The organism is Agrobacterium tumefaciens (assembly GCA_025559845.1).
Classification (GTDB): domain Bacteria; phylum Pseudomonadota; class Alphaproteobacteria; order Rhizobiales; family Rhizobiaceae; genus Agrobacterium.
In genome coordinates, this window is the sequence record CP048469.1 from 3,035,580 (window position 1) to 3,060,727 (window position 25,148).

The window sequence follows — 25,148 nt, forward strand, 5'->3', positions numbered from 1 at the left end:
AAAAGAGCGTGATTTGCGAGGGAGGCGTAATCAGTGTTCTACCATCTTTATGAAATGAACCATGCTGCGATGGTGCCGTTGCGCGCCGGTGCTGATATGATGCGTCAGGCATGCAATAATCCCTTCAATCCGCTTTCAAGCACAGCGTTCGGCAGAAGCCTTGATGCCGGTTTTGAGGTCTTCGAGCGTCTGACACGTCGCTACGGCAAACCTGAATTCGGCCTTTCCGAAACTGTTATTGGTGGAAGTAGCGTTGCGGTGACGCAGGAGATTGTCTGGTCGCGACCATTCTGCAATCTCATTCATTTCGCGCGAGCTGCTGAAACGAAAGATCGACCCGATCCCAAGGTCCTGCTAGTCGCCCCGATGTCCGGGCACTATGCAACACTGTTGCGGGGAACGGTCGAGGCGCTGCTGCCATCGGCCGACATCTACATTACCGACTGGATCGACGCCCGCATGGTTCCCGTAACTGACGGGAAATTCGATCTGGATGACTACATCAGCTACGTCACCGAAATGTTGCAACATATAGGGGAGGGAGCGCATGTGGTTGCTGTCTGCCAACCCTCCGTGCCGGTTCTCGCTGCCGTTTCGCTGATGGAAGCAGAGCAAGACCGTTTTGCTCCCGCATCCATGACCCTGATGGGTGGGCCGATCGACACGCGTATCAATCCCACTGCCGTCAACGGACTTGCCAAGGCAAAGCCGATCGAATGGTTCCGCGACAATGTCATCATGGACGTTCCCTGGCCGCAGCCAGCTTTCGGCCGCTCCGTCTATCCAGGTTTTCTGCAATTGTCCGGCTTCATGTCGATGAACCTCGACAAACACATGACGGCGCACAAGGATTTTTATCTGAACCTTGTGAAGAACGACGGGGATTCCGCCGAAAAGCATCGCGATTTTTACGATGAGTACCTGGCAGTCATGGATCTGACCGCCGAATTTTATCTCCAGACGGTTGAGACCGTGTTCATAGAACATGCGCTGCCGAAAGGTACGATGATGCATCGGAGCCGCGCGGTTGATCCGTCCGCCATCCGCAATGTTGCTCTTTTCACCGTGGAAGGTGAAAATGACGATATTTCAGGTGTGGGCCAGACAAAGGCAGCTCACGATATCTGCCGCAACATTCCCAAGGATAAACGAGCACATTACATGCAGCCGGATGTCGGCCATTACGGCGTGTTCAACGGTTCGCGTTTCCGCAAGGAGATCGTGCCGCGCATGCTCGCGTTCATGCATCAACACGCAAAAGCCTAGGGAGACGGGGGCGCTCGTACCGTATTTTCATGGTCAATCGGGGTTCGAATCGGCTATGAAAACGGCATGTTTTCGCTTCTCAGAAAATCCGTGAAGTCAACGGCGCCCAAAAGAGCCGTGCAAAGCCAGCGCACAGTCGAGGTGGCTGGCCGTAGTCTGCCGATTACAGTGAAGGAAAATCCACGCGCGACGCGCATCACTTTGCGGATAGAACCCGGCGGAAGAGCTTTGAAGCTCACGATACCGTTCGGGCTGCATCACGGGCAGGTGGACGATTTTCTGGAACGGCACCACGGCTGGCTTGAAGGCAAGCTTGGCAAGATTGGTCTCGATAACGGCCTGCGCCCCGGAGCAACGATCGAGATCCGTGGGGTCCCACACCGGATAGAACACACTGGGAGCGTGCGCGGTATAACGCGTATGTCCGAAGATGCGGATGGAGTGGCAATTCTCTCCGTCAGTGGTCTTCCCGAACATCTCGGGCGACGGATTTCGGCATTCTTGAAAAAAGAAGCCAAGGCGGATCTCGAAACACTGGTGATGAACCACGCGAGAAGCGTAGGGCGACCGGTTCGTTCGATCAGCATGAAGGATACGCGCAGCCGTTGGGGTTCATGTTCGCACGACGGCAATTTGAGCTTTTCGTGGCGGATCGTCATGGCGCCCGAAAAGGTCATCGATTATCTTGCAGCCCACGAAGTGGCCCATCTGGCAGAGATGAATCATGGCCCGAAATTTTGGGCGCTGTGTGAAAAGCTTTGCCCGCACACAGAGGAAGCGAAAGCCTGGCTGAAGCGTCACGGTTCACAGCTTCATGCCGTCGACTTCGATTGAAGACGGTTCAGTGAATGACTATTTCTGGATTCACGTGAAACAATCGATACTAAAGCGCATCGGTGGCCCCCAAACGCAGTGGCGGATAGGCGGCATTCCCTGCGCTTTATACTCGACTCTTTCGACATTTCGTGTCAGGTCGCAGGTATGAAACCGGATATCAAGATTTGCGGATTGAAGACGCCGGAAGCGGTGGAACGCGCGGTCAGACGAGGCGCGTCCCATATCGGCTTCATCTTCTTTGAAAAAAGCCCGCGCAATATCGAACCCGATATTGCCGGCAAGCTGGCTGACACCGTTCGTGGCAGCGTGAAGGTCGTTGCCGTCACCGTCAACGCTGACAATGACGAACTGGACGAGATCGTCGATCTTCTGAAACCCGATATACTCCAGTTGCACGGCAGTGAAACGCCGGAACGTGTGCTGAACGTCAAGGCGCTGTATGGTCTGCCGGTGATGAAGGCAATTTCCATCCGGGACGCCGCTGATCTTGCCAAAATTGACCCTTATGTTGGCATCGTTGACCGCTTCCTGCTCGACGCCAAGCCGCCGGCTGGATCGGACTTGCCTGGTGGCAATGGTGTGTCCTTTGATTGGACCCTTCTTCGCTCTCTTGACGGCAGCATTGATTACATGCTTTCCGGAGGGCTGAACAAGGATAACGTCGCAGGCGCTCTGGCTGAGACCGGCGCGAGGGGAATAGATATATCGTCCGGCGTGGAAAGTGCGCCGGGAGTGAAAGATCCGGCCATGATCGATACATTTTTCGATGCCGTGAACAATCGGTCGACTGGCCCAAAGGGAGCTTGAAGTGAACGACACGCCAAAACCCAATTCTTTTTGCGCCGGTCCCGATGAGGACGGACGCTTCGGCATTTACGGAGGCCGCTTCGTTGCCGAAACGCTGATGCCGCTTATTCTGGATTTGCAGGCGGAATGGGAGAAGGCGAAGACCGATCCGGAGTTTCAGGCTGAACTGAAACACCTCGGTGCTCACTACACCGGCCGCCCGAGCCCGTTGTATTTCGCTGAGCGTCTGACGGCTGAACTTGGTGGCGCCAAGATCTATTTCAAACGCGAAGAGTTGAACCATACCGGCTCGCACAAGATCAACAACTGCCTTGGCCAGATCCTTCTCGCCAAGCGCATGGGCAAGACCCGCATCATCGCCGAGACCGGTGCCGGTCAGCATGGCGTTGCATCCGCAACGGTTGCGGCGCGCTTCGGCCTGCCTTGTGTCGTTTACATGGGCGCGACCGACGTTGCCCGTCAGGCGCCGAACGTATTTCGTATGAAGCTGCTGGGCGCCGAAGTGAAGCCGGTGTCGGCCGGTCATGGTACCCTCAAGGATGCCATGAACGAAGCGCTGCGCGACTGGGTCACCAATGTCGACGACACCTATTACCTGATTGGCACGGCTGCTGGTCCGCATCCCTATCCCGAAATGGTTCGCGATTTTCAGGCTGTGATCGGTCAGGAAGCAAAGGCGCAGATGCTGGAGGCTGAGGGCCGCTTGCCTGACGTCGTTATCGCTGCCGTTGGTGGCGGATCGAACGCCATCGGTATTTTCCATCCGTTCCTTGATGACGAGAGCGTCAAGATTGTTGGCGTCGAAGCGGGTGGCAAGGGCCTTTCCGGCGATGAGCATTGCGCATCCATCACAGCGGGATCGCCCGGCGTTCTGCACGGCAACCGCACGTATCTGCTTCAGGACGAAGACGGTCAAATCAAGGAAGGCCACTCGATCTCCGCCGGCCTCGATTATCCAGGTATCGGTCCGGAGCATTCCTGGCTGAACGATATCGGGCGTGTGGAATATGTGCCGATCATGGATCATGAAGCGCTCGACGCGTTCCAGATGCTGACGCGTCTCGAAGGCATCATTCCCGCTCTCGAACCGAGCCATGCTCTGGCTGAAGTCATCAAGCGCGCGCCGAAGATGGGTAAGGACGAGATCATCCTGATGAACCTCTCCGGACGTGGCGACAAGGATGTCCACACCGTCAGCAAGTTCCTTGGAATGGATGTATAAGATCATGACCGCACGTATGGACAAACGTTTTGCCGATCTGCGCGCCCAAAATCGCCCGGCCCTGATTACCTACTTCATGGGCGGCGATCCGGATTTTGACACATCGCTTGCCATCATGAAGGCCTTGCCGGAAGCTGGTGCGGACGTGATCGAACTCGGCATGCCGTTTTCTGATCCGATGGCCGATGGCCCGGCAATCCAGATGGCTGGTCAGCGCGCATTGAAGAGCGGTCAGACGCTGAAGGGTACACTCGATATCGCCCGAGAATTCCGCAAGGATGACGACGCAACCCCGATCGTTCTGATGGGTTACTACAATCCCATCTATATCTACGGCGTTGAAAAGTTCTTGGCCGATGCACTCGATGCAGGGATCGATGGACTGATCGTTGTTGATCTGCCGGCGGAGATGGATGATGAGCTTTGCATTCCCGCGCTCAAGTACGGCATCAACTTCATTCGTCTGACCACGCCGACGACAGATGAAAAACGCTTGCCGACCGTTCTCAACCATACGTCCGGCTTCGTTTATTACGTGTCGATGAACGGTATCACCGGTTCGGCTCTGCCAGATCCCGCATTGATCTCCAAGGCTGTCGGACGTATTAAGGCCCACACCGATCTTCCGGTATGCGTCGGTTTTGGCGTAAAGACGGCAGATCACGCCCGGACGATTGGCGCCATGGCTGATGGTGTTGTGGTCGGTTCGGCAATTGTTGCGCAGGTTGCAGGCAGCCTTAGCGCAGATGGAAAAGCGACAGCCGACACCGTTTCGTCTGTCACGACACTGGTAAAGGGACTTTCAACGGGCGTGCGTGCGTCGCGCCTTGCTGCTGCCGAATAATCTTGTTCGGTTAAGCGCAGTCAGTCACAGGAGTATTCAAGTGAACTGGATTACCAACTATGTTCGGCCGCGGATCAATTCCATGCTCGGCCGTCGCAACGATGTTCCGGAAAATCTCTGGATCAAATGCCCGGAAACCGGCGAAATGGTCTTCCACAAGGATCTCGAGGAGAACCTGTGGGTGATCCCGGCCTCCGGCTACCATATGAAGATGCCGGCGAAAGCCCGTCTTGCGACCCTTTTTGATGGCGGCGTATTCGAAGCGCTTCCGCAGCCGAAGGTTGCTCAGGACCCCCTGAAGTTCCGCGATTCAAAAAAATACACCGACCGTCTGCGCGACAGCCGCATCAAGACGGATCAGGAAGACACGATCCTTGCCGGTGTCGGTAACCTCAAAGGCTTGAAGATCGTTGCCGTCGTGCATGAATTCCAGTTCATGGGCGGTTCGCTGGGCATTGCGGCCGGTGAAGCAATCGTCAAGGCATTCGAACGTGCCATTTCCGAGCGTTGCCCGCTGGTCATGTTCCCGGCTTCCGGTGGCGCCCGTATGCAGGAAGGCATTCTTTCGCTGATGCAGTTGCCGCGTACGACTGTTGCCGTCAACATGCTGAAAGAAGCCGGCATGCCTTACATCGTGGTTCTGACGAACCCGACCACAGGCGGCGTCACGGCATCCTATGCAATGCTGGGTGACGTCCATATTGCCGAACCGGGTGCAGAAATCTGCTTCGCGGGCAAGCGCGTTATCGAGCAGACAATCCGTGAAAAGCTCCCCGAGGGCTTCCAGACATCGGAATATCTGCTGGAGCATGGCATGGTGGACATGGTGGTCGATCGCCACGATATCCCCGATACGCTGGCCAACCTCCTGAAGATCATGACGAAAGCTCCGGCTGATGTCACTGAACACAACCAGGTTGCGCTCGCAGCATCGGCCTGAAGAACAGAGAATGTCGCCCGAGGCCGCGCGCCGGCTTCGGGACGATGATACACCGACGCAGGACGACACCCTCCGATGCGGCGGACAGATGACCGGATCAGCGCCTGAAAGGCGGTTAGAAGACATGACGAAGCCCGCAATAAGCGAGGCCGAGCAGATCATCGAAGAGCTGATGCAATTGCATCCGAAAGGCTTCGATCTCTCGCTCGACAGAATTTCCCGCCTTCTTGAAAAACTCGGTAATCCGCAGAAGCGATTGCCGCCGGTTATCCATGTTGCCGGCACGAACGGCAAAGGGTCTGTTACGGCCTTCTGTCGCGCCTTGCTCGAAGCGGCAGGCCTTTCCGTACACGTGCATACGTCACCGCATCTGGTCAACTGGCATGAGCGCTACCGTATTGGTGTCTCCGGCGCCAAGGGCCGCTATGTCGAAGATGCCCTGTTCGCCGATGCTTTGCGGCGCGTGGCAGATGCCAACGACGGGCAGATGATTACGGTTTTCGAGATTTTGACAGCGGTGATGTTCCTGCTGTTTTCGGAACAGCCCGCTGATGCAGCCATTGTCGAGGTTGGGCTTGGTGGCCGCTTCGATGCGACCAACGTCATCAACAACCCTGCCGTATCCGTCATCATGCCCATATCGCTCGATCATCAGGCCTATCTGGGCGATCGTGTCGAGCTGATTGCCGCGGAAAAGGCGGGCATCATGAAGAGCGGTTTCCCGGTGGTGATTGGTCATCAGGAATACGATGCCGCGCTTGATGTTCTGGTCAACACAGCGGAGCGGCTGGGCTGTCCGGTCACTGTCTACGGACAGGATTTTGCTGCGCATGAAGAATTTGGCCGAATGGTCTATCAGGACGAGTTCGGGTTGACGGATGCGCCGCTTCCCAGACTTCCCGGCCGTCATCAACTGGCCAATGCTGCCGCTGCTATCCGCGCCGTCAAGGCTGCCGGTTTCGAGGTGACGGAGCGTATGGTTGAAAAGGCGATGACGTCCGTCGAATGGCCTGGTCGACTACAGCGCATTCAGGACGGCAATATCGCCGATCTGGCGCCCGAGGGTTCAGAAATCTGGGTCGACGGTGGCCACAATCCTGGCGCCGGTGAAGTCATCGCTGAAGCCATGGCTGGTTTCGAGGAAAAGAAACCCCGACCACTGTTTATCATCGCAGGAATGATCAACACCAAAGATCCCGTCGGTTATTTCAAGGCGTTCGCTGATATCGCCGAATATGTCTTCACCGTTCCGATAACGGGTACGGATGCGGCGATTGATCCGGTGGTGCTTGCCCATGCGGCTTTTGATGCAGGTCTGGTGGCTGCTCCCACATCTTCCATCTCCGAGGCATTGGAAGAGCTGGTCCGCCATCTTGATCCTGAGGCGCCGCCGCCGCGTATTCTGATCGGCGGTTCGCTCTATCTCGCCGGCAATGCGTTGGCTCTGAACGGAACAATACCTCAATAAAAAAGCCCCGGTAAACCGGGGCTTTTTTCATCTCAACATACTGTAATCTCAGGCAGCGCCGGAAATCCAGGCGGAAAGCGCAGTCTTGGGAGCTGCACCAACCTTGATGTCTGCCACTTCGCCACCCTTGAACATCGCAAGGGTCGGAATGGAGCGAACGCCAAACTGGGCGGCCAGTTCGGGGTTTTCGTCGATGTTCAGCTTGGCAACCTTGACCTTGCCAGCAAGCTCAGAAGAGATTTCTTCAAGGCTGGGGGCGATCATCTTGCACGGGCCGCACCATTCAGCCCAGAAGTCCACGACAACGGGTTCAGCGGATTCGAGAACTTCGGACTGGAAGTTGGCGGCATCGACTTTTACGGTAGCCATATCTGGCTCTCCTTTCAGTGAATCTTTTTCCGCTATCGATGTGATGCGGGCAGGGGAGAATTTCAATGCCCCGGTATCTCACTTTGTTTTTATTGCGGCAAGGGCCTGCGTCATCGCATCGTTTCCAAGCGTCACGAAAGACGCGTTTTCCGTATAAACCAGTGCGCAGACAAAGGTCTTGTCCGGATAGAGCGGGGTCAGGATTTCCCGATAGATGGCAAGCTGCGCAATATGCGCAAAAGGAATTTCATTGGCGGCGCGAGGCGGAGCCCGGTTGGTCTTGTAATCGACCAGAATAACGCGGTCGCCATCGACCGCCAGTCGGTCGATGCGGCCGGAAACGGCATAATCCTGCCTGCCGAGTGTCATGGTACCCATGACAGAAACTTCTGCCCTGCTGTTCGGTGAAAAAGCGCATTGAATGGCCGGCTCCGAAATCACGCGCAACACCGCTTCGATCAATGATTCGCGCTCGGACGAAGGCCAGAATTGCGCTGCGCGATCCGCATAACGCCGGGCTGCCGCTTCGCGCGCATCATCGGGAAAATCCGGCAAGGTTTGCAACATGCGATGCACTAGCCTTCCGCGTTGGAGGGCTAGCGTCGACCCCACCGTCTTCTGCGTAAAAAGCCGCGAGGATACGATCAGGTCGTCGGCCCCGTCGTCGACGATCATACCGACGCCCGAGGGGCTAAGGGGTCGCGGAAGTGAAGGCAGCGGTGGCAAAGGCGTCAGCAGCCCGGCAGGAAGATGGATTTCCTGCTCATCCGCGATTTCCGCCGTTGCCTGCGTGTGTTGGACCGAACGCACGTCCGAGGATCGCCACAGCACGCCGTTCCACTCCTCGCCTCCGGCAGAGAACTGTTGTGGCTTTGAACGCTCTGGATGGTCGGAGAGGGCGGTTTTGACAATTGCATGCCAGCATTCAGGGTTTTCTGTCGGGCCTCGATACCCGCAAACAATCAGGTGGTCGGCGGCGCGCGTCATTGCCACATAAAGCAGGCGCCGGTATTCTTCTTCGGCCGCATCCTTCAACCTGTCTTTATCCGCTTCCACCAGACTGTTGGAAAAACCGCCACCGGGTAACCAGACCGGGAAGGCGGTGTCGGGCTTTTCAATAAAACGCAGGCTTGGCAGATGGCTGTGGTTGAAAGCCTTTGAACCGCCGTCAACGACAAACACGACCGGCGCCTCAAGCCCCTTTGAAGCATGCACAGTCATGATGCGTACTTCGCCACGATCCTTGTCCTGCTCGCGCTTCACCTCAGGAGAATCGGTTTCCAGAACCGATATGAATGCCTGAAGGCCGGGCATGCCGGCCTTTTCGTGATCCAGCGCGAAAGAAAGAAACTCGTCCAGAACGTCACTGGCCTCGTTGCCCAGTCGGCCGAGAAACTGTTTTCGCCCATCAAACAGGGTCAGAACGGCGGCGAAGAAATCATGCACCGTTGCTGTCCTGGAAAGCGAGATGAAACTTTGCAGTTTCTGCCGAACCATCCCCAGACGGCTGCCGTTTTCGGCAAGGTGCATCAGCCGTTGCCAGGCACTTTCGGTATCTGCGCGTTCGGCGCAGACCACGAAAACATCGTCCTCGGTCAGGTTGAAAAGTGGGCTTTTGAGCAGTGCAGCAAGCGAAAGATCGTCCTGCGGCAACACCACAAACCGGCCAAGTGCCAGCAGATCCTGGACGGCGATATGATCGGTCAGCCGAAGACGGTCGGCACCGGCAACAGGAATGTTCTTGCGCTGCTTCAACTCGCGGGTCAGCGCATTAACGAAGGCATGGCGTTTTCGCACCAGCACGAGAATGTCACCCGGCTCGATTGCGCGCTCGACACCTTTCTCGGCAATCGTCTCCTTGCCGATCATCTCCGCGATGCGCGCAGCTATCCGGCGTGCGACGATCGCAGGGGGAGCGCTCTCTCGCAGCGCATCAAAGGGCGCAGTCCAATCCTCTTCGTTTTCGGTGATTTCTGGCACCACCATGTCCCAGACTTCAACCGTTCCCGGCTGTCCGGCCCGGTTGGATCGGTGTTCGACCGGCTCCTTGTCGGCACTCAAACCGCTGGCGTTGTCGGGGTTGGCAAATACCTGGTCGACAGCAGCCAAGACATCTTCGGTGGATCGGAAGGAGAGCGGTAGCCGGATACGATGAAACTGCTGTTCCACGGCATCCACGCGTCGTTTGGTCTCTTCGCGCTCCTGCGAGAAACGCTCCGGCCGCGCCCCCTGAAACGAGTAGATCGACTGCTTCTCGTCACCCACTGCAAACAGGGTGCGCTGGCCCTTCCGGGCACTCTCGCCGCTAAAGAAATCTGCCGCAAGCGACTGAATGATGGACCATTGCACCGGGCTGGTGTCCTGCGCCTCGTCGACGAGAATATGGTCAATGCCCTGATCCAGCTTGTAGTGAACCCAGGCGCCAGCCGTATCCCGGTTCAGGAGATTGGCGGCCCTTTCGATCAGATCCTCGAAATCGAGCTGACTGCGTTGCTTTTTCAGATCCTCGAAGTCACCGATCAGCCGCTCCGCCAACACCAGAGCAGCCTGGGTGGCTTCCAGCATACGCAGCAGGCGGTAGCGCTCCCGGCACGATGCGACATGGTCTCTCGCCAGCGTCAGCGCATCGATGAGATCGGGTGACGCTTTCTGCATGGCCTTGTTGATGACGTAGGCATCCGATTTTTTATCGCCCTTGGCCGTTAAAAGAGCGGCCTCAACGAATGCCATTCGTTGCAATGGGTCGGTTTGCCGTTTGGCTTCCCGCAATGCGTAGGCTACGTCGATAACACGGGAGCCACCGAGTTCGTCGGCGAGCGTCAGATAAGTGTCGAGTGCCAGACCCGAAAGACCGGGCAGGGGCCAGTAGGCGGCGGCGGCCGTTTCAAGCGTTTCTCCAGCCTTGATCTGCATGGCAAAGCGCAATGTGGCATCAAGGCCGCCTGACTGCCGTGCTTCATGCAGGAAGGCGCGCAGCGCACTGCGATTGGCGATAATGGCGCTCAACAGCGATTCAAGACCGCTTTCATCGGCAAGATCAAGAACATAGGCAAGGGAACTCGCCAGCTCGGCATCGTTGTCTATTGATACCGCTGTCAGAAGAGATCGACGCGCCTCCGCAAGCAGGGTGGCGGCTGCGCGATCATCCAGAACGGAGAAATGCCCGGCAACATTGGCCTCGAGTGGAAACTGGTGCAGCAAAGCTTCACAAAACGCGTGGATGGTCTGGATTTTAAGACCACCAGGTGTTTCCAGCGCCTTGGCGAACAGACGGCGAGCCTCCGCAAGCTTGATAAGATCAGGTATCTTGCCTTCGATGGAAGCAATCCGGTCTTTGAGATCGGAATCCGGCAAAGTAGCCCACTCGGCCAATCGATCGAAGACGCGGCTCGACATTTCCGAGGCCGCAGCCTTGGTGTAGGTAAGGCAGAGGATGGCCGAGGGCCGGCAACCGGCAAGCAGCAGACGGATCACACGCTGGGTCAGCACATGTGTCTTGCCGGAACCGGCATTGGCGGACACCCAGGCGGAGCTTCCCGGATCGGACGCAAGCCTCTGGCGCGCGGTCGTCCAGTCGATCCAGCTTTCAGGATTGTCGGCGATAGGGCCAGCATCGAAAAGATCAATCGCCATCGCCGTCTCCTGGTTCTGCCGTCGACCATTCGGAAACGCGGGCAAGGTGATCATATTCGCCACCGTAGGATTGCTGTTCTTCAGGCACCAGACGGGAAGCAAAACCGTTTTTGCCGTCTCTCAGGGAGCCAACGAACTTTGCAAGCTGATCGATCGATTCCGTTGCCAGATCGATGGCAGACTTCGGTGGTTTTTTGCTTCTCGCAGCGCCTTCGTTGTTGACCTGGTCCCAATGAAAACGGTCGCCTGGGCGCAACCGGACATAGATCAGGTTTTCCGGGGGTGGCGATCCTGCATCCTTGAATGCGCCGCGCATCAACGCGGCGGCCTCCAGCGAAAGCTGCGGGTCAAGAAGAGCGCGGGCCTGATTGACGGAGGGAGCAAGCCCGGTCTTGTAGTCGATGATATCGGCATGACCGCTTGTCTTGATGTCGATACGGTCGGCAATGCCTGTCAGGCGAATGCCTGCCTCAGCAATTTCCTGTCCGGCTCTTGCCTCGAAAAAGCTGCGGCGGATCGAGGGATATCTCTCGCGCTCCCAGTCGATGAAGGCGCGTGCTACGGCTTCGAAGCGTGGACGCCAGATGACATCGACATGTGGCGGCAGATTTTCCGCATCGAAACATTCGTTGAGAATGCGGTGCATCGCATCCAGTGAAGCAGGCGTTCCGGGGATATGGCCTTCTCGTGAATAACGTTCGATGATGGTATGGTAAAGCGTGCCACGGTCGGCCGCACTTGGGTCGCGGTTGAACTCTCCCAGAGGATCGAGGCGCAGGATGCGTCGTGCATAGATAGCATAGGGGTCGCGGCGTAATTTTCCGACCTCACTGAAGGAATAGCTTTTCGGCTGCAGCTCTGCCGGTGGTTTTGGTGCTGGGCGTTTTGCGGCGTCCTGTTCAATACCGGCGTCGAGGAGGGTCGCCCAGCGTCGAAATGTTTCACCCCGATCTCTGAGATGTTCGGCGAACTCCTCACCGCCCAGTGCCAACAGGCGTTGTAGCCAACGTGATGCGACGGCTGGCGTGGAGCCCTGCCGCAAGGCCCGGCTATAGACGATGTGGCGCGTGCCATTGGCCATTTCGAAATCATGGGCGAGCTGTCCGACACTTCGTTCCGGTGGTTCCAGGCCGATTGCCGTTTTCATGGTTCGCGACAGGAACGGATTGTTGGCTGTTTGCCCCGGCCACAACCCTTCATTCAGTCCGCCAATGACAATCGTATCGACATTTTGAAGGCGTGCTTCCAGCGCACCAAAAATAAAGACACGCGGATGACTCATCGCACGTGGCTTGATGGAATCACCAGTGACAAACGCTGCGAAAATATCGATCCATTGGGGTCCGTCCGCATCGAGAACATCACCGCTTTCCATCAATTCGGAGAACAGTGCGGAGAGTTTGTCTCCGGCTTCGCCAGACCACAGTCCCGCCAGATCCCCATTTTCGTCAGCGCAGATCGCCTCGATCACACGTCCGGTTCGCTCCGACCAACTGGAAAGCGGCAGCTTGTCAGTTAAACCACGTCCTGAACGGCTGCGGCTGACAAATGCAGACTGAAGCGGTTCGATTGCCGCCTGGATTCGTCTGGCGAGATCACGGGCCGTTTCCACGCTTCCGTCCGGCAGTGCGGTGCGCCATTTCGGTGGGTGGCGATCATCCTTTTGCACCAGGAGTTGGGCATCGAGGACGGCCTCCAGATTGCCAATCTCGGTTTCCAGTCTTCCACCACGCAGTGCGATCAGTTCCAGAGCCGTTGCCGCGGCCTCAAATGCATCTTTTGAGAGGCCGAACCGCGCCAAGGGGTGTTTGAGAAGCGAAACAGCGGAGACGGGGTCGCCGGGTCTCAGGACGGCTTCTAGCACAAGCTGAACCAGCCCGGCCTGCGGCGTTGCCGATAGCGGTGTACCGGCTGAATCATCGGCAATGATGCCGAAGCGCTTTAATTCTGTCGCCACGCGTCGCGCCAGACCGCGATCGGGCGTGATGAGGGCAGCTTGTGATGCGCGGCCTCGAACCGGTCTTTCCAGCGCCAACTTCAGCGCGATCGCGACTGCAGTGGCCTCTTCTCGTTCATTGGCAGCTTCGATCAAGGTAGCGGAGGTGAAGGCGTGATCGAAAAAACCATCGGGTTTGGATTCGCGCCACCTGTTCCACTCGCTTGTGGATTTTACGGGGGCAAGCGCCATCGAGAATATAGAGGCGCGGTCTTTGAGATCGTCATCCAGTTGACCGATCTGCTCGACGTCCTGCCGCAATACAGCAAGTTTCCGGAGCAACAAGAAAAGACCGTATTGAGAGTGCGTCCGGCTCGCGGGATCGGTCAAATCCTCACCGATTGCCTGCCATTGCTCTTCCGGCATGGCCAGATCGAGACCGGGCAGCACAACGACACCTTGCGGCAGAGACGCAACCGAAGCGATGAAGTCCGCGGCTGCGGGAATGGAGCCTGTGGAACCGGCTACGATGATGGGCCCAGTGTCTGGTATTCTGCCAAGCCGTTCTGCTTCGGCGCGCAGAATAGCGTTTCGGTGCCGCCCGGCCGAAGACCGGTTAAGTTCGCCCAGGCGGGCTGGCCAGAACACACTGGCGATTTTCAGGAACTCAGCGGTGAGTTGCCACCATTGGGCATGTTCGCCAGTGTCCAGTTTTGAAAGCGCTTCCCAATCCTTCTCTTCCGTGTCCATTGCATCGATCACTTCACCAAGCGCACGCGCAAGCCATACTGCATCGGCAGGACTTGCCGGCGCGACGAGCGGTGAGTCCGAGTGAACGGCGCGGATCGCATCGGGCAGGCTGTTGCGCCATGCCAGAATCAGGCGAGCCAATTCGATCAGGCGTCCGGTGCCGGAAATTGGTGGCGCCATATCCATGATTTCAGGATTTTCGATATCGAAGAATCCACTGTCGTCATCGCTTTCGCCGAGTGGCCGAATGAGCGGCAGAATAGCCGACCGCCCGCCCAACAGGTCCACAAATTCGGACCGCAAGACGCGGGCAGAGCGGCGGGTCGGCACGTAGATCGTCACCTTGGCCAAGGAAAGCGGATCGGCCGTATCGTATTTATACGACGCGGTGAGTGTACCGTCGCACAATGCTTCCGCGAGTGTTCTGAGGAACGGCGTTCCCGGTGCAATAGTCAGAATGCGTTTGGCATACGCCAATGGCTTGTCTCACTGTGTCGTTGAAAATGCAGCAATGGTTTTCTCTGCATCCTCTATAGCATCCGGCGTGCCGACCGTAATCCATTGACCGTTCAGCGAGAGTCCAAAAAGCCGTTTTTTGGCAATGGCGCGGTCGAAATAGATGTTGAGATTGAAGGCGTCATCCGGCGCATCATCCAGCAGCCGTGAATCCATCGCAATGGCACCCGCATAGACGACCGGGCGCGGCTCACCTTCATTGTAGCGCGTCAGGAGACCATCATCAGCCAGGTTGAAGTCTTTTTTGCCGTTATGCCCGGTGGTGCGATCCATATCGACGCAGAGCATCGCCATATCCATTACCTTCGGATCGAAAAAAGTCGCGAGTCTGTGCAAACTCGTCTCGGTGCCAGGCGCTTCACCAATCCAGAAGAGGTCGGCATTCATGACGAGAACCGGGCCCGGAGGCAGAAGCTTCAGGCCCTTGGCAAGACCGCCACCGGAGTTCATCAGTGTTTCCCGCTCATCGGAAATCAGGATATTGACGTCTTTGCGGCTTTCAAGGTGCGCGACCATCTGGTCCGCATGGTGATGGACATTGATGGCTATGGTTTCGACGCCCGCCTCGACCAGCACATCGAACACGTAATCGATCATTGGCCGACCCGCGATTTTCACGAGAGGTTTTGGGATCGTATCGGTGATCGGCCGCATTCTTGTACCGAGACCGGCCGCCAGCACCATTGCTTGTCTGATCGTCATGTCGAAAGCTTCGTTATGAGTTGAGGTCTACACCGGCGCCCGAAAGCCAGTCCCGCAGAGGCGCAAGATCGGGATGCATGAGGGCGGAATGAAGATAAGAGAACGTGCGCGGCATATGTTTCATATAAGCCGGTTTGCCATCCCGTTTCATCAGCCTTACCCAGATACCCACGAGCTTGCAGTTGCGCTGTGCCGCCATGATGGCGAAGGCTTTCAAAAAAGCTTTCTCGTCAAAGGCCGGGTTTCTGCCGCGAATATCGAGGTAATGCTGCATCAGTCGCGCTTGCATTTCAGGTGAAATCGTCACCCGCGCGTCCTGCACGATAGAGGCGAGATCGTAGGCATTCGGCCCGATCATCGCATCCTGAAAATCGATGAGACCGACTTGGTCGATGCCAGATTTGTCATGCTGCCAGAGGATGTTGGGCGAATGGAAATCGCGCAGCAACAAACCCGTCTCCGCATCGTCAAGCTTGGCGATCAACCGGTCCCAGACCGCGAAATAGGCCTGCTTTTCGCTGCCGTCGATTGCCTCGACCCCACGAATATAAGGCAGGTACCAATCGACCAGCAACGAGGTTTCGATTTTCATCGCATCCGGGTCGAAGGCCGGAACATCATGGCTTGTCCCATCAGGAAGCGCGATCATGCCAGGAGCAGGCGCCTCGTGCAGGGCTGCAAGGCAGGCGACGCTTTGCATGTAACGCGCTTCGATTGGCTTGCCGTCTTCGTCCAGCACACCATCACGCCCGATATCCTCCAGCAGCAGAATCCCGTTTTCCAGGCTCTGCGCCACAATGGCCGGTGCCGAGAATCCGTTTTCTGTCAGATAGCTGTCGATGGCGATGAATGGCTTCACGTCCTGAGCAAGATGCACGATTTCCGCGTAGGTCTTGCCATCCTTGATGATCGGTCCGCGTGGGGGTGGTTGCCAGTCCATCAGCACATATTGCGTGCCGTTGTCGCGCACCAGCTCATAGCTGCGGTAGGAAGCATCGCCGCTGAAATACCGCCGCGAAGATCCTTTTTTGTCATTGGCTTCAAGGAAGTTACGGATTGCCAGAACACGTTCCAGCCGGGCGCGCTGCTTGGGTGGCGCATCAATGATCGCGACGCGGCCTTCACCTTCATGCGTCAGCCGAAGCGTAATGGTGCTGTCTCTGGGGAGATCGCTGGCCGCAATCTCTGGCCACTCGATCAGGCAGACACCATCGGAGAGCATTTCGTCTATGCCGAGTTCATCCAGTTCGGAGATATCGGAAAGGCGATAAAGGTCCATATGAGCGACAGGAAAACGAAGCGAATAGGATTGAACGATGGTGAAGGTGGGGCTTGGCACCTCCAGCCCATCGTCATCGGCAATGGCGCGAATGAGCGCACGGGCAAGTGTCGATTTTCCTGCGCCGAGGTCGCCGACCAGTGCAATGCAATCGCCGGGCTTGACAGTCAATGCCAACTCCTCACCGAGCCGGATCGTTTCGGCTTCATCGGCGAGGAAGATGGAAAGAGGCGAGGTCGTATCGTTCATTCTGCGGCGATGGAATGCGGATTAACGCCGGCAGGAATGCGGCAGGTGACGACGGTGCCATTGCCGGGGCGGCTATCGATGGTCACTGTTCCATGATGAAGGCTGACAAAGCTCTCGACGATCGAGAGACCAAGGCCTGCACCCGTCTTGCGCCCACCGTTTCCGTGTGTCGAGAAACGATCGAACACCGACTTCAGCATGTCTTCTGGAATGCCGGGGCCCTTGTCGGACACCGAGAAGACGAAATCACCTTCGCTGCGCTGGCAGGTGAGCTGAACGGATGCGCCATCCGGCGAGAAGTTGATTGCGTTGGTCAACAGCTTGATGAGGATCTGTTTCAGACGCTGATGATCCGCCACCAGTGTCCCAAGGTGGACCGGCGCAACGACTTCGAGCGAAATACCACTTTCCTGCAAACGGTCGGCGATCTGCAGGGAAACGTCATCAAGCAGTTCGTTCAGATCGTTGTCCGAGTAATTGAGCTGCATGATACCGGCATCAACAGTCGCAAGATCAAGGATGTCGTTGACGATGGTCAGCAGAACCGCCGAGGAGGTGGAGATGTGGTCGAGATATTCTGCCTGTCGTTCCGTCAGGTCGCCAATTCCCGGCGTTTTCAGAAGATCGGTAAAGCCGATGATGTTGGTCAGCGGTGAGCGCAGCTCATAAGAAACATGCTGTACGAAATCGTTCTTGAGTTCGTCAGCCTTGAGAAGCGCGTCGTTCTTTTCCTTCAGCGCCCGCTCGGCACGCACGCTGTCCGTCATGTTGACGAAGGTCAGCATGGTCTGTGCGTCTGGAAGCGGAATGATCGCGTAGTCGAGAACGAGACCGGATAGCAGTTCCAGCGTACCCTGCTTGGAAGGCCGCTCGTCGTCGAAACTGGTAATGAACCGGCTGAAATCACGCCAGCCATCAGGCTTGTCGTAGGATTGTTCGCAGGCTGTTTCGATAGCGCGGATATGGGTTCCGGTTTCTGCCTGATCGGCGGTAATGCCCCACAGGGCCCGGAAAGCCGGGTTGGAAAGACGGATGCGTCCGTCAGCGCCAAACACCGCAACCCCTTCAGCAAGGTGATCGATGGTTTCGCCCTGAACCTTGACCAGCGTGTTGTAACGAGTCTGAAGATCGACCTGCTCGGTCAGGTTCTCGAACACCCACGTAGCTCCGCCCTGCGGATGCGCCGTAGCGATGACCCTCAGCGTCTGTCCGTTCGGCAGGTGCCAGAGATCGGTCTTGGTATCGAGCGAACGGTAAACGGAAAGCGCTGTTTCTTTCCAGTTCTTCCAGTTCAGCTGTTCAGGCAGCTTGCCGGCGGTACGCAGGCGGTCAAGAAGTTCGGAATTGTCGGGCTTGCCTTCCAGGAAAACCAGATCAAAACCCCACAGGCTGACAAAGGCCTGATTATAGAACTGCAGGCGCTGGCGACCATCAAAAATGGCAACAGGCGTTGCAAGATGATCGAGTGTTTCCGCGTGGCTCTTAAGCACACGCTTCAGTTCTTCACGAAGTGTTTCCGCTTCAGTGGCTTCGATAGCGATGCCCGCCGAGCCACCAGTCGTCTTGACGTCGACCACATCGAAGAAGGTCCGATTGCCTGAAACGACGGTAGAGATGCGATCGTGATAGGGAGAGTCGGGCGTTGCTGTCGCGCGTATCTTTTGCCGCGTGACGGTGTTCAGCAACTCACGCTTTTCCGCAATCGCCAGCGATGCGTCCCGCGCATCCACAGACTGAGCATAGGCGTGATTGACCCAAGTCAGCTCGCCGTCGCCATTGCGGCGCCAGACTGGCTGTTCGAGAGAATCGAGTAGCTCCTGGAATGTCGAGATCGAGGCAATCAGGCGTTCGCGCTCGACCTGCAATTCGGCGTGTTCGGCACGCAGATTGTTGAGGGCGACAAAACGCGCAAAGGCGTTTCCACCGGACACGCGCCCCTGAACCTCAATGACTTCGCCGCGCTGTGTCTCGACAGTCAGGTCAAAGCTCTGGGCATGGCTACGCAGTTTCTCGATGGATTTTTCGAGCTCACCTGCAGAGGACGGCTTGAGCCAGCGCCCGAAAGCCAGAAAATCCTGATCTGCCTGTGGCGCACCAGTCTCGACGGGTAGCTGCCCAAGAAATTCCGGACGCTTCTCGGCGCCATCCCAGATGACGATGCGACGGCTCTTGTCGGAGATCAGTGCTTCGTATTTCGTGATCTTATGATGGGATTCTGCAAGTGCCCGGCGATACTCGCTGCTCTCCGCTTCGATGTTACCGCGTTGGCGAACCAGCCAGACAATCGAAAACAGCGTTGCTGAAAGAATACCGACAAACAAGGAATATGTGATGGTTTCCCCGGAGGAAAACAGCCGTGCTCCGGTTGCCACGGGCGAACCGTCCTGCGCGACAGCGATCGTCGCTGAACCGCCCAGAAAAGTACCAGCAAGCAAAGCCGGAACTCTCGACAGACCTGATCGCACGATCTTGAATGTGCGCTGGCAACGCGCCAGCATTTGTGCGTGCAACGATACGCCGTGAAGCGCGTCGTCACCGCTTTGAGTTACCCGCTCGCACGGATAGGAATTGTGTACCGACATCCCCGGTCTGTCTCCGTCCTGTGTGCCGCATCTTCGACAAGACATCCCATTTCGCCGCGCCGCCTGACGCATACGAATCAAGTCCAAAGACAATACCGCCTTCACAAAAGACCGGGAAGGGAGGGCGCAAAAAAGATGCCGTGCGCTTTGTCAAGCGCACGGCATCTACATCTTGTGCAATTTCAGTGGATATTAACTATAAAATTAATATCTGTAGTGTTCGGCCTTGAACGGACCCTGCTTGGAGACGCCGATATAATCTGCCTGGACATCAGAAAGTTCGGTGAGGCGGACGCCGAGCTTCTCCAGATGCAGGCGTGCAACCTTCTCGTCGAGGTGCTTCGGCAGAACGTAAACCTCGTTCTTGTATTCGCCCTGCTTGGTGAACAGCTCGATCTGGCCGAGAACCTGGTTGGTGAACGAAGCCGACATCACGAAGGAGGGATGACCCGTGGCGTTGCCGAGGTTGAGCAGGCGGCCTTCGGACAGAAGGATGATGCGGTTACCCTTCGGGAACTCGATCATGTCGACCTGCGGCTTGATGTTCGTCCACTTCTGGTTACGCAGCGATGCGACCTGAATTTCGTTGTCGAAGTGACCGATGTTGCCAACGATCGCCATGTCCTTCATCTCGCGCATATGCTCGATACGAATGACGTCCTTGTTGCCGGTCGTAGTGATGAAGATGTCAGCCGAAGACACGACGTCTTCAAGGCGGACGACTTCGAAACCGTCCATCGCAGCCTGAAGCGCGCAGATCGGGTCTATTTCGGTGACCTTTACGCGTGCGCCAGCACCCTGCAGAGAAGCGGCCGAACCCTTGCCCACGTCGCCATAACCGCAAACGACGGCAACCTTGCCGGCCATCATCACGTCGGTCGCGCGGCGAATGCCGTCCACGAGGGATTCCTTGCAGCCGTACTTGTTGTCGAACTTCGACTTGGTAACGCTGTCGTTGACGTTGATAGCCGGGAAGGGAAGAAGACCCTTCTTGCTGAGATCGTAGAGGCGGTGAACGCCCGTTGTGGTTTCTTCGGTAACGCCCTTGAGTGCGTCGCGCTGCTTGGTGAACCAGCCGGGAGACGCCTTGAGGCGCTTCTTGATCTGTGCGACGAGAATTTCTTCTTCTTCCGAGCCCGGATTGGAAAGAACGTCTTCGCCAGCTTCGGCACGTGCACCGAGCAGAATGTACATGGTGGCGTCGCCACCATCGTCGAGGATCATGTTGGAGAGGCCACCGTCAGACCACTGGAAGATCTTGTCGGTGTATTCCCAGTATTCCGTCAGGCTTTCACCCTTGACGGCAAAAACCGGAATTCCAGCTTCAGCGATTGCCGCTGCGGCGTGATCCTGCGTCGAGAAGATGTTGCACGAAGCCCAGCGAATATCGGCGCCGAGTTCTTTCAGCGTTTCGATCAGAACGCCGGTCTGGATCGTCATGTGAAGCGAACCGGAAATGCGTGCGCCCTTCAGAGGCTTGCTCTCGCCGAATTCCTTGCGGCAGGACATCAGGCCGGGCATTTCTGTTTCGGCAATGTCCAGTTCCTTGCGGCCGAAGCCGGCAAGGTTGATGTCGGCGACGATATAGTCCTTCTCAACGCTCATGAGGTTCTCCAGATTAAAAACGCCGGGCTGATGGGCACGGCCTTGCAAACGTAGCTGCGGTTTAGCAGGCCACGAGCAATCTGGCAATGATGATATAAAGAGGTCTTTATGTCTTTATATGATGCTTTGGTCAGGCTTCTTCGCCAAACCGGTCGGCGACCAGGGCTTCTAATGCAGCGAGCGCTTCATTTGCCTGGTTGCCACTTGCCTCGACATAGACACTGCATCCCGGGCTGGCGGCCAGCATCATGAGACCCATGATCGACGTACCGCCAACGGTCATTCCATCTTTGGAAACGGTGATCGTTGCGTCAAAGCCTTCGACCATCTGCACGAATTTTGCCGAGGCCCGGGCGTGAAGGCCACGTTTGTTGACAATCAGCATTTCCCGGGACAGTGACGACATCGCTTATCTTCTTATTTGCCGCTCAGGACACGGCTTGCAACGTTGATATATTTTCGTCCGGCGTCGGACGCTTCCTGAAGAGCCTTATCCATGTTGTCTTCGCTGCGTACGCTCGCAAGCTTGATAAGCATGGGCAGATTGACGCCGGCGATCACTTCGACATTGCCGCTATTCATGACCGATATAGCGAGGTTGGAGGGTGTGCCTCCAAACATGTCGGTCAGAACGATTACGCCATTTCCATCATTGGCACGCGTGACGGCATCGATGATGTCCTGTCGGCGCTGATCCATGTCGTCTTCGGGACCGATACAGACCGTCTCGATCAATTTCTGAGGCCCGACGACATGCTCCACCGCATGACGAAATTCCTCAGCCAGCTTGCCATGGGTGACAAGCACTAGTCCGATCATGAAATGCTCCCTTACACACGCACTCTCATTGCCGACTATCGCAACGCGGCAATCCTGTCCATCGGTGGGAGTTTATCTTGATGAGGAAAATCGGAAGCGCAAGCCTAAAATCGCCCGAATCACGTTCACGACCTATTCGCTTTTAAAAGATTGTGAGCAAGCGCAGCAAATTTTCCATAGGGCGTCAGACTTGATAGCGGGATGCGCAGCAGTGGTAACTGCCCTCCACAGGGAAACGCCATCGTCTCGTTTTCTTCCGGCAGTCTTGGATTTTCCGGCGAAAGAACCGTTGTCACAGCAAAATGAAGCGCTGCCCTGGCAACGCTTTTGACGCAAATGATGCCGCTGCCGCGAAGTTCCAGCAATCCTGCAATCGTCTCCGGCCGCTCCGCCATGATTGTTTCATCCTGGCGATACACGAAAATCTGATCATCCGCGATCAGCGCGGCGGGCAGACCGCATCGCTCTGCCTCCGTCAGAAAGCTGAAAGCAAGTTCGCTTTTTCCACTGCCGGATGGTCCGGTAAAGACAATACCGGTTCCATCGACGACAATGGCCGTTGCGTGCAGGTTGAAACGATCAGCGCTCATGGGTTTCGGCCGCTGGAAGCGACAGGGTGAAACGGGCGCCGGAAATGACGCCGTATTTGTCTACGACGTTTTCCGCTTTCAGGCTGCCGCCATGTGCTTCAGCGATCTGTCGGCTGATGGAAAGGCCAAGACCGGAATTCTGGCCAAAACCTTCGCTTGCCGGGCGGTCCGTGTAGAAGCGCTCGAAAATCCGGTCGATGTCCTCGGCTTGAATGCCGGGGCCGTTATCTTCGATCTGGACGAGGCAGCGGTCCTTGTGGCGCGCGAGACGAACCGTAATGCGACCGCTATCCGCAGCGACGAAGGAGCGTGCGTTCTCGATGAGATTGGTGACGATCTGGCTGAGACGGAGGTCATGACCATTGACGACGAAGGACGGCTTCGCACCCGCCTTTCGGTCAACCACGTAGTCGATCGCCACACTCTTTTTCTTGGTGCTGATCTGTCGAGAAATATCGACAAGGCCCTTCAGCAGCACATCGAGATCCAGTGGTGAGGCATCGGCACGGGCGAGTTCGGCATCGAGGCGCGAAGCATCGGAAATGTCGCTGATAAGGCGATCGAGGCGGCGCACGTCGTGGAAGATGATTTCGGTCAGGCGCTGCTTCGACTCTTCGGTTTTGGCGCGCGGCAGGGTTTCCACAGCACTCCTGAGCGAGGTCAGCGGGTTCTTCAATTCATGGCTCACATCGGCGGCGAAACTTTCAATGGCGTCGATACGGTCGTAAAGCGCCGTTGTCATTTCTCTCAAGGCGATCGAGAGGTTGCCGATCTCATCCTGACGAGCAGAGAAATCCGGAATCTCCTCGCGGGTTCTTGCGCCACGGCGAACACGGATCGCTGCAGCCGCAAGCCGTCGCAACGGCGTTGCGATTGTGGACGACAGGAGCAGGGAAAGCACGATGTTGACCAAGGTCGCGATACCGAAGACGCGCATGATGGCGAGACGTTCGGCATGAACGATCTTGTCGATATCACCGGCTTGCGTAGACAGCAGCAGAACGCCGAGCACTGCACGGAAGCGTTGGACCGGAACGGCAACCGAGACAATTAGCTCGCCTTTTTCGGTAACGCGCACCACCGCTCCACGAACGCCGGTCAGCGCGTTCATGACTTCAGGGTAAATCGAGCCGTCGCCGCCGGGAGCTTCTTTGTATTGCGGCAGGCTGCTTGGCTGCAGCATGCGATTGAACAGGCTGGCGAACCACTCACTCCAGGTCTGGGTTTCCGGCGTGACCGGCGGAAGGTCGAACCGCAGCACCTGTCCACGTGAATAAAGATGACGCGAATCAAGCAGCAGGTTCGCGTCCGCGTCGAACAGACGGGCGCGGGTGCGGGTGGGGGAAATCAAACGTCGCAACACCGGTGCGACACGTTCCGGATTGATCGGGAAACTCAGATCTTCGTCGTTCGGGGCAGGCGTTATGCTCTGTCCGGCCTGTAGTTCGAGTAGCTTTTCCGGATTGATGGTAATCGAATTGGTGTCGACCGACGCGGAGGCAGAAATTGCGCCCGCAATGATTTCACCTTGTGTCAGCAGGCTTTCTACGCGGGCATCGATAAGCCCTTCGCGGAACTGGTTCAGGTAAAGGATGCCACCCACCAGAACGACAGTCGCCGCGACATTGAAGAACAGAATGCGACGTGTGAGACTGGAAAACACCGCATTGCCGAAAATGCGCCGGATAATCGTCAGCGGATGAATACGGTGCCGTCGTTCGCTGCCGCGATCTTCGGCATCGTCATCTTCCGAGACGGTTTCCGGCGATTTGTTCAACACGTCATGTCCTCTCAACCACGTTAACGTGGTCGACGCCTATTCAGGCTGTTCTCACGCTGCTTCGCGGAAGCGATAGCCTACGCCGTAAAGCGTTTCAATCATGTCGAAGTCGCCATCGACCAGCTTGAACTTCTTGCGAAGCCGCTTGATGTGGCTGTCGATCGTGCGATCGTCAACATAGACCTGCTCGTCATAGGCCGCATCCATCAGTGCGTCGCGGCTCTTCACGACGCCGGGGCGCTGCGCAAGCGAGTGCAGAATAAGGAATTCGGTTACCGTCAAAGTGACCGGTTCACCCTTCCAGGTGCAGGTATGGCGTTCCTGATCCATTGCAAGCTGACCACGTTCCAGCGTTCTGGCCTGTTGATCGGCCGTCGGCTTGAGCGTGCTTCCGGTTGCAGCGGATGCTTCCCTGCTGCTGGCACGGCGCAGAATTGCCTTGACGCGCTCGACGAGCAGTCGCTGCGAAAACGGTTTGGTGATGAAGTCGTCGGCTCCCATTTTCAGGCCGAAGAGCTCATCGATTTCCTCGTCCTTCGAGGTCAGGAAAATAACCGGCAGATCGGACTTCTGTCGCAGGCGGCGCAACAGTTCCATTCCGTCCATACGCGGCATCTTGATGTCGAAGATGGCGAGCTGCGGCGGGCGCGCAATCAACCCGTCCAGTGCGGAAGCACCGTCCGTATACGTTTCGACCCTGTAGCCTTCGGCTTCAAGCGCGATCGATACCGAAGTGAGAATATTCCGGTCGTCGTCCACAAGCGCGATTGTCTGCATGTAGTTGGTCTCCATCGTCATTCTATCGTTACTCCCGACATTCACCCAGCCAGGTTATGCGCCGTGAGTTCCTCTCATGAGTATAAAGGTGGAACAAATTGTGGCAAAGCAAAAAGGGCGGGTGCCGATCAAAGTTGTGGCGATGGAATTTCCGGAAATGCGTTCCGATGGATTCTA

19 protein-coding genes are annotated in these 25,148 nt (G+C 56.8%); 7 read left to right on the forward strand and 12 right to left on the reverse strand.

The window, feature by feature from the left end; all coding sequences use genetic code 11:
- Positions 1–33: 33 nt before the first annotated feature.
- The 7 genes from FY156_15075 to FY156_15105 all read left to right on the forward strand — a co-directional run bounded on the left by FY156_15075 (position 34) and on the right by FY156_15105 (position 7,384).
- Positions 34–1,266, forward strand: a complete 1,233-nt coding sequence (locus tag FY156_15075) for a polyhydroxyalkanoate depolymerase (GenBank protein ID UXS02701.1) — start codon at positions 34–36, stop codon at positions 1,264–1,266.
- Between the two features lie 66 nt (positions 1,267–1,332).
- The gene (locus FY156_15080) at positions 1,333–2,100 is read left to right on the forward strand and encodes a M48 family metallopeptidase (GenBank protein ID UXS02702.1); all 768 of its coding nucleotides are present in this window, start codon (positions 1,333–1,335) and stop codon (positions 2,098–2,100) included.
- A gap of 147 nt (positions 2,101–2,247) precedes the next feature.
- Positions 2,248–2,910 carry a phosphoribosylanthranilate isomerase gene (locus FY156_15085; protein ID UXS02703.1) on the forward strand — a complete coding sequence of 221 codons (663 nt, stop codon included), beginning with the start codon at positions 2,248–2,250 and terminating at the stop codon, positions 2,908–2,910.
- Between the two features lies 1 nt (position 2,911).
- Positions 2,912–4,132, forward strand: coding sequence for a tryptophan synthase subunit beta (gene trpB, locus FY156_15090; protein ID UXS02704.1), 1,221 nt, complete (start codon positions 2,912–2,914; stop codon positions 4,130–4,132).
- 4 nt (positions 4,133–4,136) lie between these two features.
- A complete protein-coding gene (locus FY156_15095) occupies positions 4,137–4,976 on the forward strand; it encodes a tryptophan synthase subunit alpha (GenBank protein ID UXS02705.1) in 840 nt (279 codons plus the stop codon).
- A 40-nt stretch (positions 4,977–5,016) separates the two neighbouring features.
- Positions 5,017–5,916, forward strand: coding sequence for an acetyl-CoA carboxylase carboxyltransferase subunit beta (locus FY156_15100; GenBank protein ID UXS02706.1), 900 nt, complete (start codon positions 5,017–5,019; stop codon positions 5,914–5,916).
- A gap of 124 nt (positions 5,917–6,040) precedes the next feature.
- Complete coding sequence (locus tag FY156_15105; GenBank protein ID UXS02707.1) at positions 6,041–7,384, forward strand: bifunctional folylpolyglutamate synthase/dihydrofolate synthase; 1,344 nt, start codon at positions 6,041–6,043, stop codon at positions 7,382–7,384.
- A 48-nt stretch (positions 7,385–7,432) separates the two neighbouring features.
- Here FY156_15105 and trxA read toward each other — a convergent pair whose 3' ends face one another.
- The 12 genes from trxA to FY156_15165 all read right to left on the reverse strand — a co-directional run bounded on the left by trxA (position 7,433) and on the right by FY156_15165 (position 24,992).
- Positions 7,433–7,753 (reverse strand): thioredoxin, encoded by a 321-nt coding sequence (gene trxA, locus FY156_15110; protein UXS02708.1) that lies wholly within the window; start codon positions 7,751–7,753, stop codon positions 7,433–7,435.
- A 78-nt stretch (positions 7,754–7,831) separates the two neighbouring features.
- Positions 7,832–11,386 carry a double-strand break repair helicase AddA gene (gene addA / locus FY156_15115; protein ID UXS02709.1) on the reverse strand — a complete coding sequence of 1,185 codons (3,555 nt, stop codon included), beginning with the start codon at positions 11,384–11,386 and terminating at the stop codon, positions 7,832–7,834.
- Entirely contained in the window at positions 11,376–14,549 is a 3,174-nt protein-coding gene (addB, locus tag FY156_15120; protein UXS02710.1) for a double-strand break repair protein AddB, read from the reverse strand. The genes addA and addB overlap by 11 nt, the downstream gene beginning before the upstream one ends.
- Positions 14,550–14,558: 9 nt before the next feature.
- Positions 14,559–15,290 (reverse strand): nucleotidyltransferase family protein, encoded by a 732-nt coding sequence (locus tag FY156_15125; protein ID UXS02711.1) that lies wholly within the window; start codon positions 15,288–15,290, stop codon positions 14,559–14,561.
- Positions 15,291–15,303: 13 nt separating this feature from the next.
- On the reverse strand, positions 15,304–16,818 hold the full coding sequence (gene tsaE, locus FY156_15130; GenBank protein ID UXS02712.1) for a tRNA (adenosine(37)-N6)-threonylcarbamoyltransferase complex ATPase subunit type 1 TsaE: 1,515 nt from the start codon (positions 16,816–16,818) through the stop codon (positions 15,304–15,306).
- Positions 16,815–19,400 carry a PAS domain-containing protein gene (locus tag FY156_15135; GenBank protein ID UXS02713.1) on the reverse strand — a complete coding sequence of 862 codons (2,586 nt, stop codon included), beginning with the start codon at positions 19,398–19,400 and terminating at the stop codon, positions 16,815–16,817. The genes tsaE and FY156_15135 overlap by 4 nt, the downstream gene beginning before the upstream one ends.
- Positions 19,401–19,604: 204 nt before the next feature.
- Positions 19,605–21,005 carry an adenosylhomocysteinase gene (locus tag FY156_15140; protein UXS02714.1) on the reverse strand — a complete coding sequence of 467 codons (1,401 nt, stop codon included), beginning with the start codon at positions 21,003–21,005 and terminating at the stop codon, positions 19,605–19,607.
- Between the two features lie 130 nt (positions 21,006–21,135).
- The gene (locus tag FY156_15145) at positions 21,136–21,411 is read right to left on the reverse strand and encodes an HPr family phosphocarrier protein (GenBank protein UXS02715.1); all 276 of its coding nucleotides are present in this window, start codon (positions 21,409–21,411) and stop codon (positions 21,136–21,138) included.
- Positions 21,412–21,422: 11 nt separating this feature from the next.
- The gene (locus tag FY156_15150) at positions 21,423–21,824 is read right to left on the reverse strand and encodes a PTS sugar transporter subunit IIA (protein ID UXS02716.1); all 402 of its coding nucleotides are present in this window, start codon (positions 21,822–21,824) and stop codon (positions 21,423–21,425) included.
- Between the two features lie 125 nt (positions 21,825–21,949).
- Positions 21,950–22,414: an HPr kinase/phosphorylase gene (locus FY156_15155; protein ID UXS02717.1), complete on the reverse strand. Its 465-nt coding sequence runs from the start codon at positions 22,412–22,414 to the stop codon at positions 21,950–21,952.
- On the reverse strand, positions 22,404–24,194 hold the full coding sequence (locus FY156_15160; protein ID UXS02718.1) for a HAMP domain-containing protein: 1,791 nt from the start codon (positions 24,192–24,194) through the stop codon (positions 22,404–22,406). Before FY156_15160 ends, FY156_15155 begins: the two co-directional genes overlap by 11 nt.
- Before the next feature lie 51 nt (positions 24,195–24,245).
- A complete protein-coding gene (locus tag FY156_15165) occupies positions 24,246–24,992 on the reverse strand; it encodes a response regulator transcription factor (GenBank protein ID UXS02719.1) in 747 nt (248 codons plus the stop codon).
- Positions 24,993–25,148 lie beyond the last annotated feature (156 nt).